Here is a 20291-nt window from a genome sequence, read left to right as displayed (position 1 = left end):
GCGCCAGGGTGATTCGTTTTGATAAGGACCCGTCATGAACCCCACTCCCCAGGCCGCCGCCGCGCCCGACCACCGCCCCGGCCAACTGGCCATGGGCATCGGCGCACTGATCGTGGCCGCCGTGCTTGCCTATGGCGCGGCAGCGATTCCTTCCGACGCGGGTTACGCCGGCGTCGGCCCCGACTTTCTGCCCTGGGTGGTGAGCGCGGCGCTCGCCATCTGCGGCGTGATGCTCATCTGGGAAGTGCGCACCGGCGGCTACCGGCACATGGAAGAGCCTTCGGGCGCGGCGCGCGGCGACTGGCGCGCGCTGGCCTGGGTCTCGGCCGGCGTGCTGCTCAACGCGGCACTCATCACCACCATCGGTTTCATCCTGAGCTGTGCGCTGTGCTTCGCGCTGGCCGTGCGCGGTCTGCGCGCCAGCGAGGGCAAGCCCATCGGCGATCTGCGCCAGACCGTGAAGGACGCGGTCACCGGCATCGTCATCGCGGCGCCCGTGTACTGGCTGTTCACCAAGCTGCTGGCCGTGAACCTGCCCGGCGTCACCGCCAGCGGCTGGATCTGAATCGGAAGGCGGAACCGACATGATGGACACCCTCAACCAACTGCTCGCGGGCTTCGCCACCGCCGGCACCCCCATCAACCTGCTGTGGGCCTTCGCGGGCTGTGCCCTGGGCACCGCCATCGGCGTGCTGCCCGGCCTGGGCCCGGCCGTGACGGTCGCCATGCTGCTGCCCATCACCGGCCAGGTCGAACCCACGGCCTCCATGATCTTCTTCGCCGGCATCTACTACGGCGCCATGTACGGGGGCTCCACCACCTCCATCCTGCTCAACACGCCGGGCGAGACCGGCACCATGGTCACCGCGCTCGAAGGCTTCAAGATGGCGAAGAGCGGGCGCGCGGGCGCGGCCCTGGCCACCGCCGCCATCGGCTCCTTCGTGGCCGGCACCATCGCCACCATCCTGGTGACGCTGTTCGCGCCCATGCTGGCCGAATTCGCCGTGAAGCTCGGCCCGCCCGAGTATTTCTGCCTGATGCTGCTGGCCTTCACGACCGTGAGCGCGGTGCTCGGCCAGAGCACCTTGCGCGGCCTCACCGCGCTGTTCTTCGGTCTGGCGCTGGGCCTCATCGGCATCGACCAGATCACCGCGCAGGTGCGTTACACCGGCGGCATCCTGGAGTTCATGGACGGCATCGAGGTGGTGCTGGTTGCCGTGGGCCTGTTCGCCGTGGCCGAAGCGCTCTACAACGCGCTCTACGAAGGCCGCAGCGAGGCCAGCATGAACAAGATGAACAAGGCCCACATGACGCGCAGCGAATGGCGCCGCTCCTGGCCCGCCTGGCTGCGCGGCACCGCCATCGGTTTCCCCTTCGGCACCATCCCCGCCGGCGGCACCGAAATCCCCACCTTCCTGAGCTACGCCACCGAGCGCAAACTGGCCGCACCCGAGCACAAGGCCGACTTCGGCACCGTCGGCGCCATCGAAGGCGTCGCAGGGCCCGAGGCCGCGAACAACGCGGCCGTCACCGGCACGCTGGTGCCACTGCTCACGCTGGGTATTCCGACCTCGGTGACGGCCGCCATCCTGCTGAGCGCGCTGCAGAACTACGGCATCAACGCCGGCCCGCAGCTGTTCCAGACCTCGTCCGCGCTCGTGTGGGCGCTGATCGCCTCGCTCTACATCGGCAACGTCATGCTGCTGGTGCTCAACCTGCCCATGGTGGGCCTGTGGGTCAAGCTGCTGAAGATTCCGCGCCCGCAGCTCTACGCCGGCATCCTGATCTTCGCCACCGTGGGTGTGTACGGCATGCGCCAGAGCGCGTTCGACCTTTTCCTCATGTACGGCCTGGGCCTGCTCGGTGTGGTGATGCGCCGCTACGACTTCCCCACCGCACCCGTGATCGTGGGCCTCATCCTCGGCCCGATGGCCGAAGCGCAGATGCGCAACGCCTTGTCCATCGGGGAAGGCAGCTTCATGGTGTTCCTGCAGCGCCCCATGTCGGCCACGCTGCTGGCCGTGGTGCTCGTGGTGCTGGTGTTGCCGCGCCTGTTGGCACGGCTCAAAGGGCCTGCGGGGGCCTAGCCTCGATCCGAAACCGTCTCTCGGCTAGGGGGAATCCCTGGCCTGGAAGGCCTGGGTTGTCACCTGCATACAACGCGGCAAGCACCCAGTTTCCCGGCAGGCCCACCACGATTCCTGCCCGCGCAGGAGTCAGGTGCAGGTATCTGGAATGAAAAGCCGGATGGCGGCAACGAAGCGCGTCCGGCCCTGAGGTCAAAGTCCTCCCGAGTCGTCAAGCCTGTCAGCCTTGACAGGCGTTGGACGCCGCTTTTCCCCCAAGACAGCATGGCCGCCCATGAAAAGCGTGGGGCGGCGAGCCCGTCTTCGCCCGTTGAGTCATGCCAACTTCGTGAGGTTCGGGTTTCTGCAATGAACACTTCCAGATCTGTTGAACAGGCGCATCAAGAATTGAAAGACGCCTGTCTCGCCTTCATTCGTGGGCGGCCGTGGGACTCGGTCACTTGCCATGCGGTCATCCTGAACAAGATGGCCCGAATCAGCATCTATCTGGTTCACGAGAACCAGATCGAAAGAAAAAGGCTCGCAGCGACTGGGGCTTTCACGGCACCCGAAGACGCCGTGCTGTTCCTGCGCGACGATCTTTTGAGCACCACCGGGGAGCGCATGTGGGGCCTGACTTTCACGCTGTATCCCGACGGCAGGTTCAACATCGAGTTCGACTGCCACCAGCCCAAGGGCCACGAAGCCGCATCCACGCCAGGCGAAGCCTTGTCTGTCGCCGAGAGACTGCCTCAGGCCTGGGACAGGATGGCTGCGGCGCTGTCCGCTCACCAATCCTTCGAAGACCAATGGCTCGTCACCGCCATGACCTGGCTGGAGCAGCAGACGACGAAGCACCGCCAGGCATGGGGCCTGGGCAGCGAAACGCAATGGCACCTCGACATGGACGAAGGCTGGTTGCGCTGGAGTTTCGCCGACGGCCGCGTGATGCAGGCCGCCGCGCAGGTGGTGGGGGTCTACTGCACGAAGGAGAGCCGCTTCACCTGGGGTTGGGAACACCCTTCGGTGCCCGACGCCTTGCAACGGGCCGCACAGCAGGTGCGCACCCTCGGCTTTGATCGGTGGGTCACGCGCGTCGTGAACTGCTCGCAGGATGAGGCCTGGCAATTCGCCGCCATGGCCGCACAGCACGACGGGGCCGCCGGGGCCTACCGGGGCGACAACGATGGGACGTGGACGTACCTGAGTTTCGATGAGCCCAGGGCCGTGACGCTGTGATGCCTCAGGTGGCGTGACCTCAGGTGGTGCCCGTTCGCTCGGACGGGGACCACTCGCCCCCGAAGAGCATCCTCTCCAGGCAGTGGCTGGCCTGCGGCACGTCATGGGTCTGGGCCAGCAAGAAGACGGCGTCTCGATCCGGTCGCGAGACACCGAGTTGCTCCAACAGGCCGTGCAGCCATGCCGCGTCATCCTGCTGAATCCGTTCGATCAGGCAATGGATGGCGTAGCAGGGGTTTTCCGCCGCCATCTTCAGCTTGGCGGCCGTCCATCCCTCCGAGCGGGCAGAGCGGTTCAGGGTCTCGACGAACGCGGGGGAATGGAAGTCGACGCGCCAGGCCGTCTCTCGCCGGTTCAGTTCGCGCGTCGAGAAAAACGATCGGATGCCTCGGTACACCCGGTAGCCGGCATAGGCCAGGCCTGTGGCGATGGCGATGAACGCCAGCGGGGGAAAGAGGAATGCCAAGGCGCTGAAGAGGGTGGCCGCGATGCCGGTGATGGTTTCTATCCTTGCCTTGGTCCGCTTGTCTCGGGCTTGTTGCAGCGCGTCCTTGCGTTGGCTGCGGGCGTGTCGGATCACATGGGCTTGCAGCGATGTCGGGCTGGCGGCGGGTGAGCCGCTTTCGATCAAGCGCAGCGCGCGCTTGGCCTGTTCGACCAGCTTGCTCGACGAATGCCATTTGAAGATGCCCGCCAAGGCTTGAAACGCCGAGCCCACGATGCCGACGATGCTGGCGGCCAACGAGAGCCACGCACTGGCCGTGAAGGCCAGCTTCAGGGCGGAAAACAGGCGCGATGTCCACGACACGACGGTGTAGCGAACCACATCCACGATCTGCTCCGGCGCGTGCCGCATGGCCGTCTCCAGCTGCACCTTGGAGGCGCGCGCCTGCCAGGCCTTCTTGGCGGCGTCGCACAGTCGCCGCGCCTGAGAGGGATGTGCCTCTGAATGCGCCCACCGGCGGTGGGCCTCGTCCATCGCCAGTTGGCCCTGTGCGAATGCGGCGTGGGTCGCCTGTCGGTGCGACAAAGCCTGGCAGGTGTTGGACAGGTTTTTGATCGCCGCGCCCGTTTCGATGGCACCGCCCGCACCCTGGAGGGCCTGGAAGGCGCCCAGCGCTTCCAAAGGAAAACCATCCCCGATCGGTGCGCTGTTCTCGTGCCCGGTTTTTTCCAGGGGCGCCTTGCTCAACCCCGAGGCCACGCCTTGCGGCGCACGGGTGAGGTAGGCCATGCCGCACACGGCATCGAGTTGGGAGTGCAGCCGTCGGGCTGTCACCGCCCCCTCCAGGTGCCCCGGGTCCGTGGAGGCGAGTGGGGTGTCCCTGAGCACCCACACGTCTGCGTGCGCGTGGCCGTGGTGGCGTGGGCTGCCCGTCGGCCCATTCATTTCGCTACGGGAAGAGGGCGGGCGGGTCGGAAAACCAAGGACAGAGGAAAGAACCATGTGCGTCATCGCGGCGAATCGTAGTTCTTACTTATTACTCTTCAATGACAGCGCAGGCGCGGAGAAGTGCAGGGTTACCATCCCGCCATGACCCGGGACAACCGCCTGCCGCGTGACGCGCAAAGCATCCTCGAACTCGCCGCGAGGTCGATGTTCGATCTGTTCGCCAACGCCAGCGAGGGCATGATGCTGGTGGACCGCGACGCGCGCGTGGTCTGGATCAACGACCAGTACCGCCGCTTCCTGCCCGCGCTGGGCTTCGAGCGCGAGGAAGACTTCGTCGGCCACCCGGTCTCGCGCGTGGTGCAGAACACGCAGATGCACCAGGTGCTGCGCCACCGGCAAGCCCATCCTCATCGACCTGCTGACCAACCGCGCCGGCACCTTCGTGGTGAGCCGCATCCCGCTGCGCGACGACGCGGGGGAGGTGATCGGGGTGCTGGGCATCGTGCTGTTCGACCACCCCGAGACCACGCTGCAACCCCTCATCAGCAAGTTCGCGCGGCTGGAGCAGGACCTGAGCGAAGCCCGGCGCGAACTCGCGAGCCAGCGCCGCAGCAAGTACACCTTCGCCAGCTTCGTGGGCAGCAGCGCCGCCGCGCTGGAGGTCAAGCGCCAGGCCCGGCGCGCCGCGCAGTCGGCCAGCCCGGTGCTGTTGCTGGGCGAGACCGGCACCGGCAAGGAGTTGCTCGCGCACGCCATCCACGCGGCCTCGCCGCGCGCGGGCCGCTCGTTCGTGAGCGTGAACATGGCGGCCGTGCCCGACACGCTGCTCGAAGCCGAGTTCTTCGGCGTGGCCCCCGGGGCCTACACCGGCGCCGACAAGAAAGGGCGCGACGGCAAGTTCAAGCTGGCCGATGGCGGCACGCTGTTCCTGGACGAACTCGGCGACATGCCGATGTCGGTTCAGGTCAAGCTGCTGCGCGCGCTGCAGGAAGGCGAGATCGAGCCGCTGGGTTCGAACAAGCTGGTGCGCTTCGACGTGCGCGTGGTCGCCGCCACCTCGCGCGACCTGCAGCAGATGGTGCGCGAAGGCAGCTTCAGGGAAGACCTCTACTACCGCCTCAACGTGTTGCCCATCCGCGTGCCGCCGCTGCGCGAGCGGCAGGACGACATCGCGCTGCTGATCGAGGCCCTGTGCGAAGACATCGCCGCGCGCGGCGGCGGCGCACAGCTGGAGCTGACCGCCGACGCCCAGGCCCTGCTGGCCGCACAGCCCTGGCGCGGCAACATCCGCGAACTGCGCAACGTGCTGGAACAGCTTGCGCTGCGCAGCGACTCGCACCACATCGCCGCCGCGCAGGTGGGGGCGGTGCTGCAGGAAGCCGGCCTGCCCGCCCTGGCGCCGGCGGTCGCCTTGCCCAAGGCCGTGGCGCGTGCGATGGAAGAGGGCGACGACCTGCGCCCGCTGCCCGAGCAGATCGCCGAGCTGGAGCAGCGCGCGATCGCGCAGGCCCTGGCCCGCACCGGTGGCAACCGCACCGCCGCCGCGAAGCTGCTCGGCATCTCGCGTGCCAGTCTGTACGACCGTTTGGCGGCCCTGGGCGATGCGTCTGAAATTCAGACGATTGTCTGAATTTCAGACAATTTCACGATTCGAGATTGTCTGAAATCTGGACAATCGCCAGGGCGTTCTGAACAAAACCCTTTGAAATCAAAGGCCTGTACCGCTGGCACGAAGTCTGCGATAAGGAAGGCACGGCGCACCGCGCTGTCACGATCCTTCCAACCAGGAGACAAGACATGACTCACACCACCCGCCGCCTGGCGGTCATCGCGCTCGCCTGCTCTGCGGCGCTCGGCACCTCGCTCGTTTCGGCCCAGGCCAACAAGGGCGAGATCCGCATCGCCCACATCCACAGCAAGACCGGCCCGCTCGAGGCCTATGCCAAGCAGACCCAGGCCGGCCTGATGATGGGCCTGAGCTACGCCACCGGCGGCACCATGATGGTGGGTGGCAAGAAGATCGTCGTGATCGAGAAGGACGATCAGGGCAAGCCCGATGTGGGCAAGAGCCTGCTGGCCGCCGCCTACGCCGACGACAAGGTGGATCTGGCCATCGGCCCGACCGCTTCGCCCGTGGCCCTGGCGATGCTGCCCGTGGCCGAGGAGTACAAGAAGATCCTGCTGGTCGAGCCCGCCGTGGCCGACTCGATCACCGGCGACAAGTGGAACAAGTACATCTTCCGCACCGGCCGCAACAGCAGCCAGGACGCCGCCGCCAACGCCGTGGCGCTGGACCAGCCGGGCAACGTGATCGCCATGCTGGCCAACGACAACGCCTTCGGCCGCGACGGCGTGAAGGCCGCCAAGGACTTCACCAAGAAGGCCAAGATCGTTCACGAGGAATACCTGCCTGTGGGCACGACGGACTTCACCGCCGGCCTGCTGCGCATCGTCGACAAGCTCAAGGACCAGCCGGGCACCAAGTACATCTCGGTGGGCTGGTCGGGCGCGCCCACGCCCTTCGGCAAGATCGCCGAGATGGAGCTGGACAAGCGCTACGGCATCAAGCTCGCCACCGGCGGCAACATCCTGCCCGCGATGGTGGCCTACAAGCAGTTCCCGGGCATGGAGGGCGCGCTGTACTACTACTTCGGCATCCCCAAGAACCCGGTGAACGACGCGATGGTGGCCGAGCACTACAAGCAGTTCAAGACGCCGCCGGACTTCTTCACCGCCGGTGGTTTCTCGGCCGCGATGGCCGTGGTGACCGCGCTGAAGAAGACCAACGGCGACACCAAGACCGACACGCTCATCAAGACCATGGAAGGCATGAGCTTCGACACGCCCAAGGGCACGATGACCTTCCGCAAGGAAGACCACCAGGCCATGCAGAGCATGTACCACTTCAAGATCAAGGCCGACCCGGCGTTTGCCTGGGGTGTGCCCGAGCTGGTGCGCGAGATCAAACCTTCTGATCTCGACATTCCGATCAGGAACAAGCGCTGAGCGCTTGACCCCCTGCGCCGCTGACGCGGCTTCCCCCATGAAAAGGGGGACAACACGTGCGGCCTGGCGAAGCCAGTTCCGCCGTGTTTCTGGAAGGTCGCCGCACTGGCGGCGACCGGTGTCCATGCTCTCCGGATCTCCCATGCTTGAAACCCAAGACCTCACGGTCCGCTTCGGCGGGCACGTGGCGGTGAATGCCGTCTCGTGCGCGTTCGCGCCGGGCACGCTCACCGCCATCGTCGGCCCCAACGGCGCGGGCAAGACGACCTACTTCAACCTCATCTCGGGCCAGATCAAGGCCAGCGCGGGCCGTGTGCGGCTCGGTGGCAAGGACATCTCGGCGCTGGGCGCGCCGGCGCGCGCGCAGGCCGGGCTGGGCCGGGCGTTCCAGCTGACCAACCTGTTCCCCAACCTCACGGTGCAGGAGAACGTGCGGCTGGCGGTGCAGGCGAGGGCGGGCGCGGGGCTGAACCTGTGGCGCATCTGGAGCGACCGGCGCGACCTGCTGCAGCGCGCCGACGAGGTGCTGGAAACCGTGGCCCTGGCCGACAAGCGCGACGCGCTCGCCTCCAGCCTGCCGCACGGCGACCAGCGCAAGCTGGAGGTCGGCATCCTCATGGCGCTGGAGCCGCAGGTTTTCATGTTCGATGAACCCACGGCCGGCATGAGCGTGGACGAGGTGCCCGTGATCCTCAACCTCATCCGCAAGCTCAAGGAAGACAAGCGCAAGACCATCCTGCTGGTCGAACACAAGATGGACGTGGTGCGCGAACTCTCGGACCGCATCATCGTGCTGCACAACGGTGAGCTCGTGGCCGATGGCGAACCCGCCACCGTGATTGCCTCGCCCGTGGTGCAGCAGGCCTACCTTGGCATCAACCCGGAAGAAGAGGTGAGCGCATGAGCCAGGACCTGTTGACGCTGAAAGGGGTTCACACCCACATCGGCGCGTACCACATCCTCCACGGCGTGGACCTCGCCGTGCCGGCCAACCAGCTCACCATGCTGCTGGGCCGCAACGGCGCGGGCAAGACCACCACGCTGCGCACCATCATGGGCCTGTGGCACGCCAGCCAGGGCACGGTGACGCTCGACGGCCAGGACATCACCCAGCGCCCCACGCCCGACATCGCGCGCAGCGGCGTGGCCTACGTGCCCGAGAGCATGGGCATCTTCGCGGACCTCTCGGTGCGCGAGAACATGCTGCTGGCCGCGCGCGGCGCGCGCAGCCTGGACGACATCGACACCAACCGCCTCGAATGGATCTTCGGCCTGTTCCCGGCCATGAAGAAATTCTGGCTGCACCCGGCCGGCAAGTTGAGCGGCGGGCAGAAGCAGATGCTCGCCGTCTCGCGCGCCATCGTCGAGCCGCGCAAGCTGCTGCTGATCGACGAGCCCAGCAAAGGCCTGGCGCCCGCGATCATCCAGAACATGATCGCGGCCTTCCGCGAACTCAAGGCCGCCAAGACCACCATCCTGCTCGTCGAGCAGAACTTCAACTTCGCGCGCCAGCTCGGCGACACCGTGGCCGTGATGGACGACGGCCGCGTCGTGCACAGCGGCTCCATGGCCGAACTCGCGGCCGACGAATCGCTGCAATCCAAGCTGCTGGGCCTGTCCCTCGGAGCACACCAATGAAACTCAACGCCGACTTCGACTGGAAGCCGCTGGCCCTGGTGCCCGCGCTGGCGCTGCTCGCGCTGCCCGCCGTGGGCAGCCCGTCCACCTGGATCACGCTCACCGTGGCCGGCCTGGCCATGGGCATGATCGTCTTCATCATCGCCTCCGGCCTCACGCTGGTCTTCGGCCTCATGGACGTGCTCAACTTCGGCCACGGCGTGTTCATCGCGCTGGGCGCTTTCGTTGCGACCACCGTGCTGGCCAGCATGGGCAGCTACACCACGGCCAACAGCCTCTGGCTCAACCTCGTGGCCTTGCTGCCCGCCATGCTGGTGGCCATGGCCGTGGCCGGCGCGCTGGGCTGGGTGTTCGAGCGGCTCATCATCCGCCCGGTGTACGGCATGCACCTCAAGCAGATCCTCATCACCATGGGCGGCATGATCATCGGCGAGGAGATGATCAAGGTCATCTGGGGCCCGGAGCAGATCGCGCTGCCGCTGCCCGAGAGCCTGCGCGGCTCCTTCATCTTCGGCGATGCCGCGGTGGAGAAGTACCGCCTGCTCGCCGTGCTGGTGGGCGCGGCCGTGTTCGCGGCCATGGTGTGGACGCTCAACCGCACCAAGGTCGGCCTGTTGGTGCGCGCCGGTGTGCAGGACCGCGAGATGGTCGAGTCCCTCGGCTACCGCATCCGGCAGCTCTTCATCGGCGTGTTCGTGGTGGGCAGTGCGCTCGCCGGCCTGGGCGGCGTGATGTGGGGCCTGTACCAGCAGACCGTGCTGCCGCAGATGGGCGCGCAGGTCAACGTGCTGATCTTCATCGTCATCATCATCGGCGGCCTGGGCTCCACGCTGGGCGCGCTCATCGGCGCGCTGCTGGTGGGGCTGATCGCCAACTACACCGGCTTCCTGGCACCCAAGGTCGCGCTGTTCTCCAACATCGCGCTCATGGTCGCCATCCTGCTGTGGCGGCCCCAGGGCGTGTACCCGGTCACGAACCGATAAGAAGGAGCCGAAGCATGTTGTCCCGTCTCCTCTCCAACGACCTGCCGCGCAGCCGCTGGCTGGTCGCCTTGCTGATCGTGCTCTTCCTGGGCCTGGCCTTCGCGCCCTTCCTGTTCCCGGGCGTGAAGGCGCTCAACGTGGCCGCCAAGGTGCTCATCTTCGTGGCGCTGGTGGCCAGCTTCGACCTGCTGCTGGGCTACACCGGCATCGTGAGCTTCGCGCACACCATGTTCTTCGGCATCGGGGCCTACGGCGTGGCCATCGCGCTCAACGCGGCGGAGTCACCGTCCTGGGGCGCAATTGCACTGGGTGTGCTCTGCGCGCTGCTGGTCTCGCTGGTGCTCTCGCTGCTCATCGGCCTGTTCTCGCTGCGGGTGCGCGCGATCTTCTTCGCCATGATCACGCTCGCGGTGGCCTCGGCCTTTCTCACGCTGGCCTCGCAGCTGTCGGATTTCACCGGTGGTGAAGACGGCCTGACCTTCCGCGTGCCCGAGCTGCTCTCGCCCGGCTTCACGCTGACCGAAGAACCGCTGCAGACGCCGCTGGGCGAGGTGGACCTCAACGGCCGGCTGATCACCTACTACCTGATCTTCCTGGCCGTCACCGCGATCTTCCTCACCATCCTGCGCATCGTGAACTCGCCCTTCGGCCGCGTGCTGCAGGCCATCCGCGAGAACGACTTCCGTGCCGAGGCCCTGGGCTACCGCACCGTCGTCTACCGCACGCTGTCCAACGTGCTCTCCGCCTCCTTCGCCACGCTCGCGGGCTGCCTGCTCGCGCTCTGGCTGCGCTACAACGGACCGGACACCTCGCTCTCGTTCGAGATCATGCTGGACATCCTGCTCATCGTCGTCATCGGCGGCATGGGCACGCTCTACGGCGCCTTCATCGGCAGCGTGCTTTTCGTGGTGGCGCAAAGTTACCTGCAGGACCTGCTGCGCATGGCCGGCAGCGCCACCGAAGGCCTGCCGCTGTTGCCCGCGCTGCTCACGCCCGACCGCTGGCTGCTCTGGCTGGGTGTGCTCTTCGTCCTGTCGGTGTATTACTTCCCCACGGGTATCGTGGGCAAGCTGCGAGAGCGGGCCTCGCTCGCGCGCCTGAAAGGAGGCCGGCCATGAACACCGCCACCACCCTCGCGCCCGCGGCCACCGCCGTGACCCCGCGCTCGCGCTACCTCATCTGCGCAGGCCGCGAAATCCACTTCATGGACTGGGAGCCCGAGACGCCCAACGGTCAGACGGTGGTCGCCTGGCACGGCCTGGCCCGCACCGGGCGCGACATGGACCCGCTGGCCGCGCACCTCAGCGCGCAGGGCTGGCGCGTGATCTGCCCCGACACGATCGGGCGCGGCCTCTCGGAATGGAGCCCCGAGCCCGAAGCCGAGTACTGCCTGGACTTCTATTCGCGCATCGCCACCGCGTTGGTGGACCAGCTCGTCATCAAACGCTTCCATTGGGTGGGCACCTCCATGGGCGGCGCCATCGGCATGGTGTGCGCCGCCGGCCCGCTGCACGGGCGCATCGAGCGGTTGGTGCTCAACGACATCGGCCCCAAGCTGGCCGACGCGGCGGTGCAGCGCATCCGCAGCTACGCGGGCAACCCGGCCGCGTTCCACACCATGAGCGAGCTGGAACAGTACTTCCGCACCGTCTACAAGCCCTACGGCTACCTGAGCGACGCGCAGTGGCGCCTGCTCACCGAAAGCTCGGCGCGCCGACTGGCCAATGGCCGCGTCACGCCACACTACGACCCGGCCATGGTGATGCAGTTCAGCCACCACCCCGCGGACTACGACCTCTGGCCCACCTACGACCGCATCGACGTGCCCGTGCTGTGCCTGCGCGGCGCGGAGTCGGACCTGCTGCTGGCCGACACGGCCGAGGCCATGCGCGACCGCGGGCCGCGCGCGCTGGTGGTGACGATTGCCGGCTGCGGACACGCGCCCGCGCTCAACGTGCCCGAGCAGTTCGAGCTGGTGCAGCGGTTTCTGGCGGGGCACTGAGCCGGGCACTCACGGAACGATCCCATGCGCCTTCATCACGGCTTCCTCGTCGCCCGTGATCCAGCCAAACACCGTGGCCGTGTCGCCTTCCCGGCGGACGAGGTACGCGTTGGTGAAGTCGATGGTCTTCTTCTCGTTGCCGATGGCATAGGTCGCCGTCCAGTCCACGCGCGCCAGCGCGTGAAGATCGTCGATGCCGGAGATGTCCAGGCGCTGGAGCTTCATGCCGCTCATGCCGATCTGCCGGTAGCGCTCGAAGCCGTCGGCCATCACCCGCTTCAACTGGTCGTCGTTCTGCCCCGTGACCACGCCCGACGGGGTCGCCGCGATGAATGCCTTGGCGTAGAGATTCGCGACCGCCACGAGGTCTGAATCACCGCGGAGGGATCGGTTGAACTCGCGCTCATAGCGCTGGAACAATTCATTCACCAACGATTCCATGGATGGAGATCCGGTCTGGTGGGTCATGGGCTCCTCGCTGCAGGGAGAAAAAGGGCATCGCACCCGATCGATGGGGTTCAACTACCATGGCGACTGTCGTTTGGCCGTGAACCTTGGAGTGGCGTGATGCGTCTTGAGTTCGGCATTTTCCTTCTGCACCCATGAGCCGCCTTCGCGAAGCCGGGCGCCGCATTCGGCACGCCGCGCTGAACACACCAGGGTTGCGCGTGATCCTGCTGGCCATCCGCAATTACGTCCTGCACCAGAGCGCCAACCAGGCCGGCAGCCTCGCGTTCTCGTCGGTGCTGGCAGTGTTTCCGCTCCTGATCCTGTTGTCCGCTTCGGCCGGCTACCTTGGCAAGCCTGGCGACGCGGCGGCGCTGGTGGGCCGCGTGGTGGGGTACACGCCGCAAGTGGTGCGCGACGTGATGCAGCCGGTCATCGAGCAGGTGCTGGCCCAGCGCAACCAGGCCTTGCTGGCCGTGGGCGTGCTGGTGACGCTGTGGACCGCCTCGTCGGGCATGCAGGCGATCCGCTCGGCGCTGAACCGCGCCTATGGCATCGAGCGCGGGCTGCCGTTCTGGAAGGCGCGCATCAAGGTCACGCTGTTCACGGTGGTGGTGGGCTCGGGCGTGCTGCTGGCTTTCAGTTCGGTGGTGGTGATGCCGTATGTGTGGCTATTGTTGGCCGAGAACGTGGGCGTGGGGCGGGAGACCTTGTGGGCGCGCAACAGCGTGCGCTATGGCTCGGCGTTCCTGGTGCTGGTGATGTTGTATGCCTTGATGTACGGCTGGCTGCCGGACATTCGCCAGCGGCTCTACACCGTGATCCCAGGTGCCGTGGTGGGGGCGGCCCTCTGGGTGGGGGCGGCCGCGAGCCTGTCGTACACCTTGCGCACCGCGGGCAAGCTGGCCTTGCTCTACGGCAGCTTCGCGGGCGTGGTGGCCACGCTGGTGTTCCTGTACATCAGCGCCACCACGCTGATCTTCGGTGCCGAGATCAATGGGGTGCTGCGCGGCTCGGTGGAGCCAGACGGCAAGACCTCCCCGCCTTAGCGGATGCGCCGGCCCAACGGCGTGTAGCGCAGCAGCTTGCTCAAGCCATCGCGGCCGCTGGCGGCTCGGCCCACGAGGGCGGTGGCCGCCAGCATACCTGCCGTGCGCACGACCACCGAAGGGCTCGTGCGCGTGAGCGCCCATGCCGCAATGCCCGCGCCCAGCACCAGCCAGTGCTCGCCGGGAAAACTGTCGCGGGCGCCGTCTTGCGCTTTGGCTCGCTCGACGAGCGAGCCTTGGGTTTTTCTTCTGGTCACCACGGTGCATCTCCTACAGTGATCGAGGCTCCACCTTATCGCGCCAGGACACGAGGCGATGTAGGACGACTTCGCGTCCTCATGGCCGCGCGGGCCGCTCCCGGCGGCGCTATTGCCGCAGGATCTTCTCCATCGTCCTGCCCTTGCCAGCTCGTCGATCAGCTTGTCCAGATAGCGGATGCGCTGCATCAGTGGGTCTTCCACCGCCTCGACGCGCACGCCACAGACGACGCCGGTGATCAGTGAGGTCTTCGGGTTCATCGCCGGGGCCTGGGCGAAGAAGGTTTCAAAGTCGTGCCCCTGCGCGATCTGCCGCTCCAGGCCCGCCTGGTCGTAGCCCGTCAGCCAGCGGATGACGTCGTCCACTTCCGCTTTCGTCCGGTGCTTGCGCTCCGCTTTCTGCACATACAGCGGGTAGACCTTGGCAAACGCCGTCTTGAAGATGGGGTGGGCGGGCATGGTCTTCCCTCGTGTGAACCAGCAGGATCAGTCTTTCGCGCCCAGCGCCAGGGCCCGTTCGCGACTGGCCTGCAGCTCCATCGGGTTGTCCGCTGTCTTGGTGGGCCAGCCTTGCAGGTGCCGCTCGGCCAGATCGGCCAGTGCGCGAATCCACTCGGGCGAGTCGTTCACGCAGGGGATGTACTGGAACTGCTGGCCGCCCGCGTGCAGAAAGGCTTCGCGCGCCTCCATGTTGATTTCTTCCAGCGTCTCCAGGCAATCGCTGGTGAAGCCGGGGCAGACCACGTCCACGTTCTTCAAACCCTTCTTCGCCATTGCCACCAGCGTGGGCTCGGTGTAGGGCTCCAGCCATTTGGCCTTGCCGAAGCGCGACTGGAAGGTGAGGGTGTAGCGCTCGGGCGCCAGGCCCAGTTGCTCGGCCAGCAGGCGCGCGGTCTTGCGGCATTCGCAGTGGTAGGGGTCGCCCAGGTGCAGGGTGCGCTCGGGCACGCCGTGGAAGCTCATCACCAGGTGGTCGCCCTGGCCGTGCGCCGTCCAGTGCGCGCGGATGGTCCGGGCCAGCGCCTTGATGTAGCCCGGGTCGTCGTGGTAGCGGTTGACGAAGCGCAGCTCGGGCAGGCTGCGCACGGGCTGGCTCCAGGCCGTCACCGCGTCGATCACGCTGGCGGTGGTGGTGCCGCTGTACTGCGGATAGGCCGGCAGCACCAGCACGCGGGCCACGCCCTGGGCCTTGAGCTCGTCGAGCACGGACGCGATGGACGGGTTGCCGTAGCGCATGGCATAGCGCACCGTCACCTGGTGGCCGCGCTCGCCCAGGTAGCCGCGCAGCAGCGTGGCCTGTTTTTCGGTCCACACCTTCAGCGGCGAGCCCTCGGGCAGCCAGACGCTGGCGTATTTGGCGGCGGACTTCTTCGGTCGCGTGCGCAGGATGATGCCGTGCAGGATGGGCCACCAGACCAGCGGGGGAATCTCCACCACGCGGGGGTCGCCGAGGAACTCGGCGAGGTAGCGGCGCAGGGCGGGGGCGCTGGCTTCGTCGGGCGTGCCGAGGTTGCAATAGACGATGGCCGTGCGCGCAGGTTGGCCATGGGGGATCGTCGGTTCGGGGCGGAAGGGCATGCGCTATTCTCCCGCAGACATGAATACCCCCCTCCCCACTGCGCTGGACGTCAGCCGCATCCGCGCCATCACCATCGATCTGGACGACACGCTGTGGCCGATCTGGCCCATCATCGAGCGCGCCGAGGCCGTGCTGGCCGCCTGGCTGCTGGAGCACGCGCCGGCCACCGCCGCGCAGTGGGGCGACCCCAAAGCCCTGCGCGCGGTGCGCAACGAAATGCACGCCCTGCGGCCCGACCTGGCGCACGACATGAGTGCCTTGCGCCGCGAGGCGATCCGCCTGGTGCTGACGCGCGCGGGCGACGACCCGGCGCTGGCCGAGCCGGCCTTCGACATCTTCTTTGCCGAGCGCCAGCGCGTGGAGCTGTTCGAGGACGCCTTGCCGGCGCTGGAGTTTCTGGCGAAGCGCTACCCGGTGGTGGCCCTGTCCAATGGCAATGCCAACGTGCACACGGTGGGCCTGGGCCAGCATTTCCATGCGGCGTTCAGCGCGCACGAGTTCGGCGTGGGCAAGCCCGATGCGCGGATCTTCCACGCGGCCGCCGGCAGCGCGGGCGTGGGCGCCGCCGAGGTGCTGCACATCGGTGACGACGCGCAGCTCGACGTGGTGGGGGCGCTGGGCGCGGGCATGCAGGTGGCCTGGCTCAACCGCGCCGGCCACGCCTGGGAGCACGCGCCGCTGCAACCCCATGTCACCGTGGCCGACCTGATGGCCCTGTGCCGCCAGCTGGGCTGAGCATGGGCCTCACGATCTACGGCATTCCCGCTTCCCGCGCTGTCCGCCCGCTCTGGGCCGCCACCGAACTGGGCCTGGATTTCAAGCACGTCGAGCTGGCCTACCAGGACCGCGGCACGCGCACGCCCGAGTTCCTCGCGATCAACCCCAACGGCCGCGTGCCGGCGGTGGTGGATGCCCGGCCCGAAGGCGATGTGGTGGTGTGGGAGAGCATGGCCTGCGCGCTGTACATCGCGCGCCACCACGGCCCGGCCGACGGCGCAAGCATCACGCCGGCCACACCGCACGAAGACGCCGAAGCCCTGCGCTGGAGCTTCTGGGCCATGACCGAAACCGAGGCCGATGCGCTCACGGTGCTGATGCACCGGCTGGTGATGCCCATGGAGCGGCGCAAGCCCGAGCTGGCCGACGCGGCCGAGCGCCGCCTGGCGGTGCCGCTGCGCGTGATCGAGCGGCACCTGCAGCGCCAGAAAGAGGCGGACCAGGCCCACCTCGCCGCCGCGCGCTTCACCGTGGCCGACCTGTGCGTGGCCAGCGTCTTGAACTGGGCGCGCCCGTCCAGGGCGCTGATGGACGCCCACCCGCTCACGCACGAATGGATCCGGCGCTGCATGGCGCGCCCGGCCTACCTCGCGGTGCGCGAGAACGGCTGAGCGCCGGGGCTCAGAAGCCCCAGAGCAGCTGTTTGGCGATCCAGCCGCCCACGCCTTCTTCGCGTTCCACGCGCACCCAGTCGGCCCGCTTCTCGCGCGTGCGCAGCAACTCGCCGTATTCCGCCTTGCCCACGATGCGGTGCTGTGCGCCCGGGCCGCTGCGGATGTTGGCGACCTTCGCCTTCACGACATGGTGCGGCGTGTTGCCGGTGAGCGAGCGCGCGACCCAGCCCGTGTCGCCCTCGAAGTCGCGCACCTTGACCCAGCTGCCCTTGCGCTCGGTGATCTGCAGCGGGTAGCCCCGCTTGAGTTCCCACAGCACGGCGGCCTTGGTGCTCGGGCCTTCGCGCATGTTGAGCGTGCTGCCCTGCACACTGACCATGCTTTGCGCCTGCGCCACGCTCGTGCTGAGCGCGAGCAGGCACAGGCCGGCGGCGGCGATGAGGTGTCGGGCGGGGTGGGGGGCGTTCATCCGCGAGGTCTCCTTCGGGTCGGGGTTGAAAAAAATGTCACACGGTGTGAACCCCGTGCGCCCCAGAGGTTCCGCAGATGCGTGGATCAGTGGGCTTCGGTGGCGAGCCGGGCCGCCGCGAGGCCGCTGCGCACCGCGCCTTCGAGCGTGGCGGGGTAGGGCCCTTCCACGTAGTCGCCCGCGGCCCAGAGCCCGGGGGCGATGGCCTGCACCGGCCGCACCAGGCCGGGCGTGCAGGCAAAGGTGGCGCGCTTTTCCACCACGGTCTGCACGGCCTGCAGCGCGGGCAGGCCGAGCTGGCGCCGGCCTTGTTCGAGCACCTGGGTCTGCAGGTCGTCGCGGTCCTCGCCGCTGGTGCTCACCACGAAGGCCAGCAGGCCTTGCGCGGCCGGGTCCGCGGGGCTGAGCTGGCCCCGGTCGAACACGAACTGCGCGGGGGCGGTCTGGGCGTCGGGCTCGGCGCGCAGGGCCAGCATGGGCGAGGCCAGGCGCGCGCCGGATGCCCAGGCATACACGGTCGTGATGGCCGTGAAGGGCAGCGCGCGGGCCGAGCGCGCCCAGGCCTTGAGGATGGGCTCGGTGCTTTCGTCGCAGGCGTCGGCGGCCTGGCGGATGGCCTTTTCGGCGGGGCTCGCGGCGGTGGCCCAGATCACGCGGTCAAAGGCCTCTTCGCCACCTTCGTGGCCCAGCATCCATTGCGTTGCGCAGCGGGCGCAGGGTGCTCACGCGGGTGCCGATGCGCATCTGGGTCGAGCCGCCATGGCGCAGCAGCCACTCGGCCGCCGCATCGGGGAACAGGCGCGAGAGGTCGGTGCGCGGCAGCAGCAGGCTGGACGCGCTGAAGCCCGCGAAGCCCTTGCCGAACAGGGCATCGCGCAGCACGCGCAGGAACACGGCCGCGCTCGCGTCCACCGTGGGCGTGTTGAGCGCGGACACGCACAGCGGTTCGATCAGCTCCTGCACCACGCGCGCGGGCAGGCGGGCGCAGAGCTCGGCCACGGTGAGCTGGGGATCGCATTGGAAGCCCTGGCGCTGCCAGCGCAGCGAGGCGTTGACGAGCGCGAGCCGCTCGCGCCAGCGCCAGCTGCGCGTGGTGGCGATGGCGGCGAGCGCGTCCAGCGGCGCGGGCCAGTGCGCGGCCCAGGCCGGCGTCTGCAGGCCCGAGCCGTCGGTGTGCGGCAGGGCGAGGGGCAGGGCCAGCAGCGCCTGGGACAGGTCCAGCCCCACGCGCTGCATCAGCGCCAGCGTGTCGCTGTAGGCGCCGATGAGGATGTGTTGTCCGTTGTCGATCGTGAGCGGCGTGCCGTCGGGCAACTGCGCGGGCAGGGCGCGCGCGCGGCCCCCGAGCGTGCGCGCCGATTCGAACACCGTCACATCGATGCCGCGCGAGGCGGCTTCCACCGCGGCGGCCATGCCGGCCCAGCCGGCACCGACGACGGCGAGCCTCATAGGACGCGAAGACCCGCGCGGCGGCGCAGCGTGGGGCTCATAGCCTGCCCAGGGCCTGGACTTTCCAGGCCAGCCAGAACTTGCGCAAAGGCGTCAGGCTCACGCGCTGGGTCAGCACCAGCAGCGGGTCGGCCGCGATTTCCTTGAGCAGGGTGCGGTAGATGCTGGCCATCATCAGGCCCGGTTTCTGGGCACGGCGGTCGGCCGCGGGCAACAGGGCCAGGGCATCGTCGTAGGTCTGCAGGGCGCGCGTGCACTGGAACTGCATCAGCGCGTGGAAGCGGCGCTGGAAGTCGGTCACATCGGTGCCGGGCGCGGCGCCGCGCTGCAGCAGCTCGTGGGCCCGCACGTTGAAGCTCTGCAGCTCGTTCACAGGCAGGTAGATGCGCCCGCGAGTGGCGTCCTCGCCCACGTCGCGGATGATGTTGGTGAGCTGGAAGGCCAGGCCCAGGCGGTGGGCGTATTCGGTGGTGGCGATCTGCGTCTGGCCGAAGATGCGCGCCGCCACTTCCCCCACCACGCCGGCCACCAGGTGGCAGTAGCGCTGCAGGTTGGCGAAGTCGAGGTAGCGGTTCTGCTCCAGGTCCATCTGGCAGCCGTCGATCACGGCCAGCAGGTGGCGGATCTCGATCTCGTAGGTCTTGGCCAGCGGCATCAGCGCCTGCATCACCGGGTGGCTGGGCTCGCCGGCATAGGCTTGCGCCACCTCGCGGCGCCACCAGGCCAGCTTGGTCTGGGCCACGGCGGGGTCGCTGACCTCGTCCACCACGTCGTCCACCTCGCGGCAGAAGGCGTAGAAGGCGGTGATGGCCGCGCGGCGCTCGGCCGGCAGGAACAGGAAGGCGTAGTAGAAGCTGCTGCCTGAGGCAGCGGCTTTTTGCTGGACGTAGTCTTGAGGGCTCATGCGTGGTGCGATCCGGGGCCCAAGTGTACGCACCCGGGCCCACCGCCTGCGGGTAGGATGGGCCGGCGATCCAGCGCGTCCCCCACGAGGTGCCCCATGAACGATTCGAACCGTCGCGTCTTTCTGTTGCGAGCGGCCGCCACCGGCGCGGCCGGCTGGGCCGCCTCGGCGGTGGCCCAGCCGGCCATGGTGGGCGACAAGGACCCCACCGCCCTGGCCCTGGGCTACACGCCCGACACCCAGAAGGTGGATCCGCGCAAGTTCCCCAGGCACACCCCGGCGCAGACCTGCCGCAACTGCCAGCTCTACACCGGCAAGCCCGGTGACGCGGTGGGGGGTTGCACCATCTTCACCGGCAAGATGGTGGTGGCGAACGGCTGGTGCAGCGCCCACGTGCCCAAGGGTTGACGCGGGCGCCG

Annotated in this window: 21 protein-coding genes and 1 pseudogene; 14 read left to right on the top strand and 8 right to left on the bottom strand. The window is 68.0% G+C overall.

Going from position 1 to position 20291, the window contains the following annotated elements:
• The first annotated feature begins 34 nt into the window (after nt 1-34).
• The 3 genes from ACFJGX_RS20405 to ACFJGX_RS20395 all read left to right on the top strand — a co-directional run bounded on the left by ACFJGX_RS20405 (nt 35) and on the right by ACFJGX_RS20395 (nt 3305).
• The gene (locus tag ACFJGX_RS20405) at nt 35-565 is read left to right on the top strand and encodes a tripartite tricarboxylate transporter TctB family protein (RefSeq protein WP_291112259.1); all 531 of its coding nucleotides are present in this window, start codon (nt 35-37) and stop codon (nt 563-565) included.
• 22 nt (nt 566-587) lie between these two features.
• Complete coding sequence (locus ACFJGX_RS20400; RefSeq protein WP_382164011.1) at nt 588-2087, top strand: tripartite tricarboxylate transporter permease; 1500 nt, start codon at nt 588-590, stop codon at nt 2085-2087.
• Between the two features lie 264 nt (nt 2088-2351).
• Nucleotides 2352-3305, top strand: a complete 954-nt coding sequence (locus ACFJGX_RS20395; RefSeq protein ID WP_382326912.1) for a DUF6882 domain-containing protein — start codon at nt 2352-2354, stop codon at nt 3303-3305.
• A gap of 19 nt (nt 3306-3324) precedes the next feature.
• On the opposite strand, the gene ACFJGX_RS20390 is transcribed toward ACFJGX_RS20395, so the two are convergent.
• A complete protein-coding gene (locus tag ACFJGX_RS20390) occupies nt 3325-4539 on the bottom strand; it encodes a hypothetical protein (protein WP_382324131.1) in 1215 nt (404 codons plus the stop codon).
• A 300-nt stretch (nt 4540-4839) separates the two neighbouring features.
• Between ACFJGX_RS20390 and ACFJGX_RS20385 the strand changes: the two are divergent.
• The 7 genes and pseudogenes from ACFJGX_RS20385 (at nt 4840) to ACFJGX_RS20355 (ending at nt 12327) form a co-directional block, all read left to right on the top strand.
• Nucleotides 4840-6328 (top strand): annotated as a pseudogene (locus tag ACFJGX_RS20385) (sigma-54 interaction domain-containing protein).
• Nucleotides 6329-6495: 167 nt separating this feature from the next.
• A complete protein-coding gene (locus ACFJGX_RS20380; RefSeq protein ID WP_382324133.1) occupies nt 6496-7704 on the top strand; it encodes a substrate-binding domain-containing protein in 1209 nt (402 codons plus the stop codon).
• Nucleotides 7705-7846: 142 nt separating this feature from the next.
• Nucleotides 7847-8608, top strand: a complete 762-nt coding sequence (locus tag ACFJGX_RS20375) for an ABC transporter ATP-binding protein (RefSeq protein ID WP_291112282.1) — start codon at nt 7847-7849, stop codon at nt 8606-8608.
• Nucleotides 8605-9342: an ABC transporter ATP-binding protein gene (locus ACFJGX_RS20370; RefSeq protein ID WP_382158814.1), complete on the top strand. Its 738-nt coding sequence runs from the start codon at nt 8605-8607 to the stop codon at nt 9340-9342. Before ACFJGX_RS20375 ends, ACFJGX_RS20370 begins: the two co-directional genes overlap by 4 nt.
• Nucleotides 9339-10325 (top strand): branched-chain amino acid ABC transporter permease, encoded by a 987-nt coding sequence (locus ACFJGX_RS20365; RefSeq protein ID WP_382326910.1) that lies wholly within the window; start codon nt 9339-9341, stop codon nt 10323-10325. Before ACFJGX_RS20370 ends, ACFJGX_RS20365 begins: the two co-directional genes overlap by 4 nt.
• A gap of 14 nt (nt 10326-10339) precedes the next feature.
• Nucleotides 10340-11443 (top strand): branched-chain amino acid ABC transporter permease, encoded by a 1104-nt coding sequence (locus ACFJGX_RS20360; RefSeq protein ID WP_291112288.1) that lies wholly within the window; start codon nt 10340-10342, stop codon nt 11441-11443.
• The gene (locus ACFJGX_RS20355; protein ID WP_382324135.1) at nt 11440-12327 is read left to right on the top strand and encodes an alpha/beta fold hydrolase; all 888 of its coding nucleotides are present in this window, start codon (nt 11440-11442) and stop codon (nt 12325-12327) included. The genes ACFJGX_RS20360 and ACFJGX_RS20355 overlap by 4 nt, the downstream gene beginning before the upstream one ends.
• A 9-nt stretch (nt 12328-12336) precedes the next feature.
• On the opposite strand, the gene ACFJGX_RS20350 is transcribed toward ACFJGX_RS20355, so the two are convergent.
• Entirely contained in the window at nt 12337-12795 is a 459-nt protein-coding gene (locus ACFJGX_RS20350) for a nuclear transport factor 2 family protein (RefSeq protein WP_382324137.1), read from the bottom strand.
• 134 nt (nt 12796-12929) lie between these two features.
• On the opposite strand from ACFJGX_RS20350, the gene ACFJGX_RS20345 reads away from it, so the two are divergent.
• The gene (locus ACFJGX_RS20345) at nt 12930-13823 is read left to right on the top strand and encodes a YihY/virulence factor BrkB family protein (protein WP_382326908.1); all 894 of its coding nucleotides are present in this window, start codon (nt 12930-12932) and stop codon (nt 13821-13823) included.
• Here ACFJGX_RS20345 and ACFJGX_RS20340 read toward each other — a convergent pair.
• Together ACFJGX_RS20340 and hemH are read right to left on the bottom strand one after the other, a co-directional pair.
• Nucleotides 13820-14539, bottom strand: a complete 720-nt coding sequence (locus ACFJGX_RS20340) for a DUF2200 domain-containing protein (protein ID WP_382326906.1) — start codon at nt 14537-14539, stop codon at nt 13820-13822. The two genes, ACFJGX_RS20345 and ACFJGX_RS20340, sit on opposite strands and share 4 nt — an antisense overlap.
• Nucleotides 14540-14566: 27 nt before the next feature.
• Nucleotides 14567-15658: a ferrochelatase gene (gene hemH, locus ACFJGX_RS20335; protein WP_382326904.1), complete on the bottom strand. Its 1092-nt coding sequence runs from the start codon at nt 15656-15658 to the stop codon at nt 14567-14569.
• A gap of 19 nt (nt 15659-15677) precedes the next feature.
• On the opposite strand from hemH, the gene ACFJGX_RS20330 reads away from it, so the two are divergent.
• Nucleotides 15678-16394, top strand: coding sequence for an HAD family hydrolase (locus ACFJGX_RS20330; RefSeq protein WP_382324145.1), 717 nt, complete (start codon nt 15678-15680; stop codon nt 16392-16394).
• Between the two features lie 2 nt (nt 16395-16396).
• Nucleotides 16397-17047 carry a glutathione S-transferase family protein gene (locus tag ACFJGX_RS20325; RefSeq protein WP_382326902.1) on the top strand — a complete coding sequence of 217 codons (651 nt, stop codon included), beginning with the start codon at nt 16397-16399 and terminating at the stop codon, nt 17045-17047.
• Nucleotides 17048-17057: 10 nt separating this feature from the next.
• Here the strand turns inward: ACFJGX_RS20325 and ACFJGX_RS20320 are convergent, their stop codons facing one another.
• From ACFJGX_RS20320 to hpnD, 4 genes are all read right to left on the bottom strand, one after another.
• Complete coding sequence (locus ACFJGX_RS20320) at nt 17058-17519, bottom strand: SH3 domain-containing protein (RefSeq protein ID WP_382324147.1); 462 nt, start codon at nt 17517-17519, stop codon at nt 17058-17060.
• An 86-nt stretch (nt 17520-17605) separates the two neighbouring features.
• Nucleotides 17606-18211 (bottom strand): FAD-dependent oxidoreductase, encoded by a 606-nt coding sequence (locus tag ACFJGX_RS20315; RefSeq protein ID WP_382326900.1) that lies wholly within the window; start codon nt 18209-18211, stop codon nt 17606-17608.
• Nucleotides 18177-18968 carry an NAD(P)-binding protein gene (locus tag ACFJGX_RS20310; RefSeq protein WP_382326898.1) on the bottom strand — a complete coding sequence of 264 codons (792 nt, stop codon included), beginning with the start codon at nt 18966-18968 and terminating at the stop codon, nt 18177-18179. Before ACFJGX_RS20310 ends, ACFJGX_RS20315 begins: the two co-directional genes overlap by 35 nt.
• Before the next feature lie 37 nt (nt 18969-19005).
• Entirely contained in the window at nt 19006-19872 is an 867-nt protein-coding gene (hpnD, locus tag ACFJGX_RS20305) for a presqualene diphosphate synthase HpnD (protein ID WP_382324151.1), read from the bottom strand.
• A 96-nt stretch (nt 19873-19968) separates the two neighbouring features.
• Here hpnD and ACFJGX_RS20300 point away from each other — a divergent pair, with 96 nt between their 5' ends.
• Nucleotides 19969-20280, top strand: a complete 312-nt coding sequence (locus tag ACFJGX_RS20300) for a high-potential iron-sulfur protein (protein ID WP_382324152.1) — start codon at nt 19969-19971, stop codon at nt 20278-20280.
• Nucleotides 20281-20291 lie beyond the last annotated feature (11 nt).

It is taken from the genome of Hydrogenophaga sp. UC242_50, from assembly GCF_042697355.1.
Lineage (GTDB): Bacteria > Pseudomonadota > Gammaproteobacteria > Burkholderiales > Burkholderiaceae_C > Hydrogenophaga.
The sequence above is the reverse complement of the archived record's forward strand: the minus strand, read 5'-3'. Positions and strand labels throughout refer to the sequence as shown.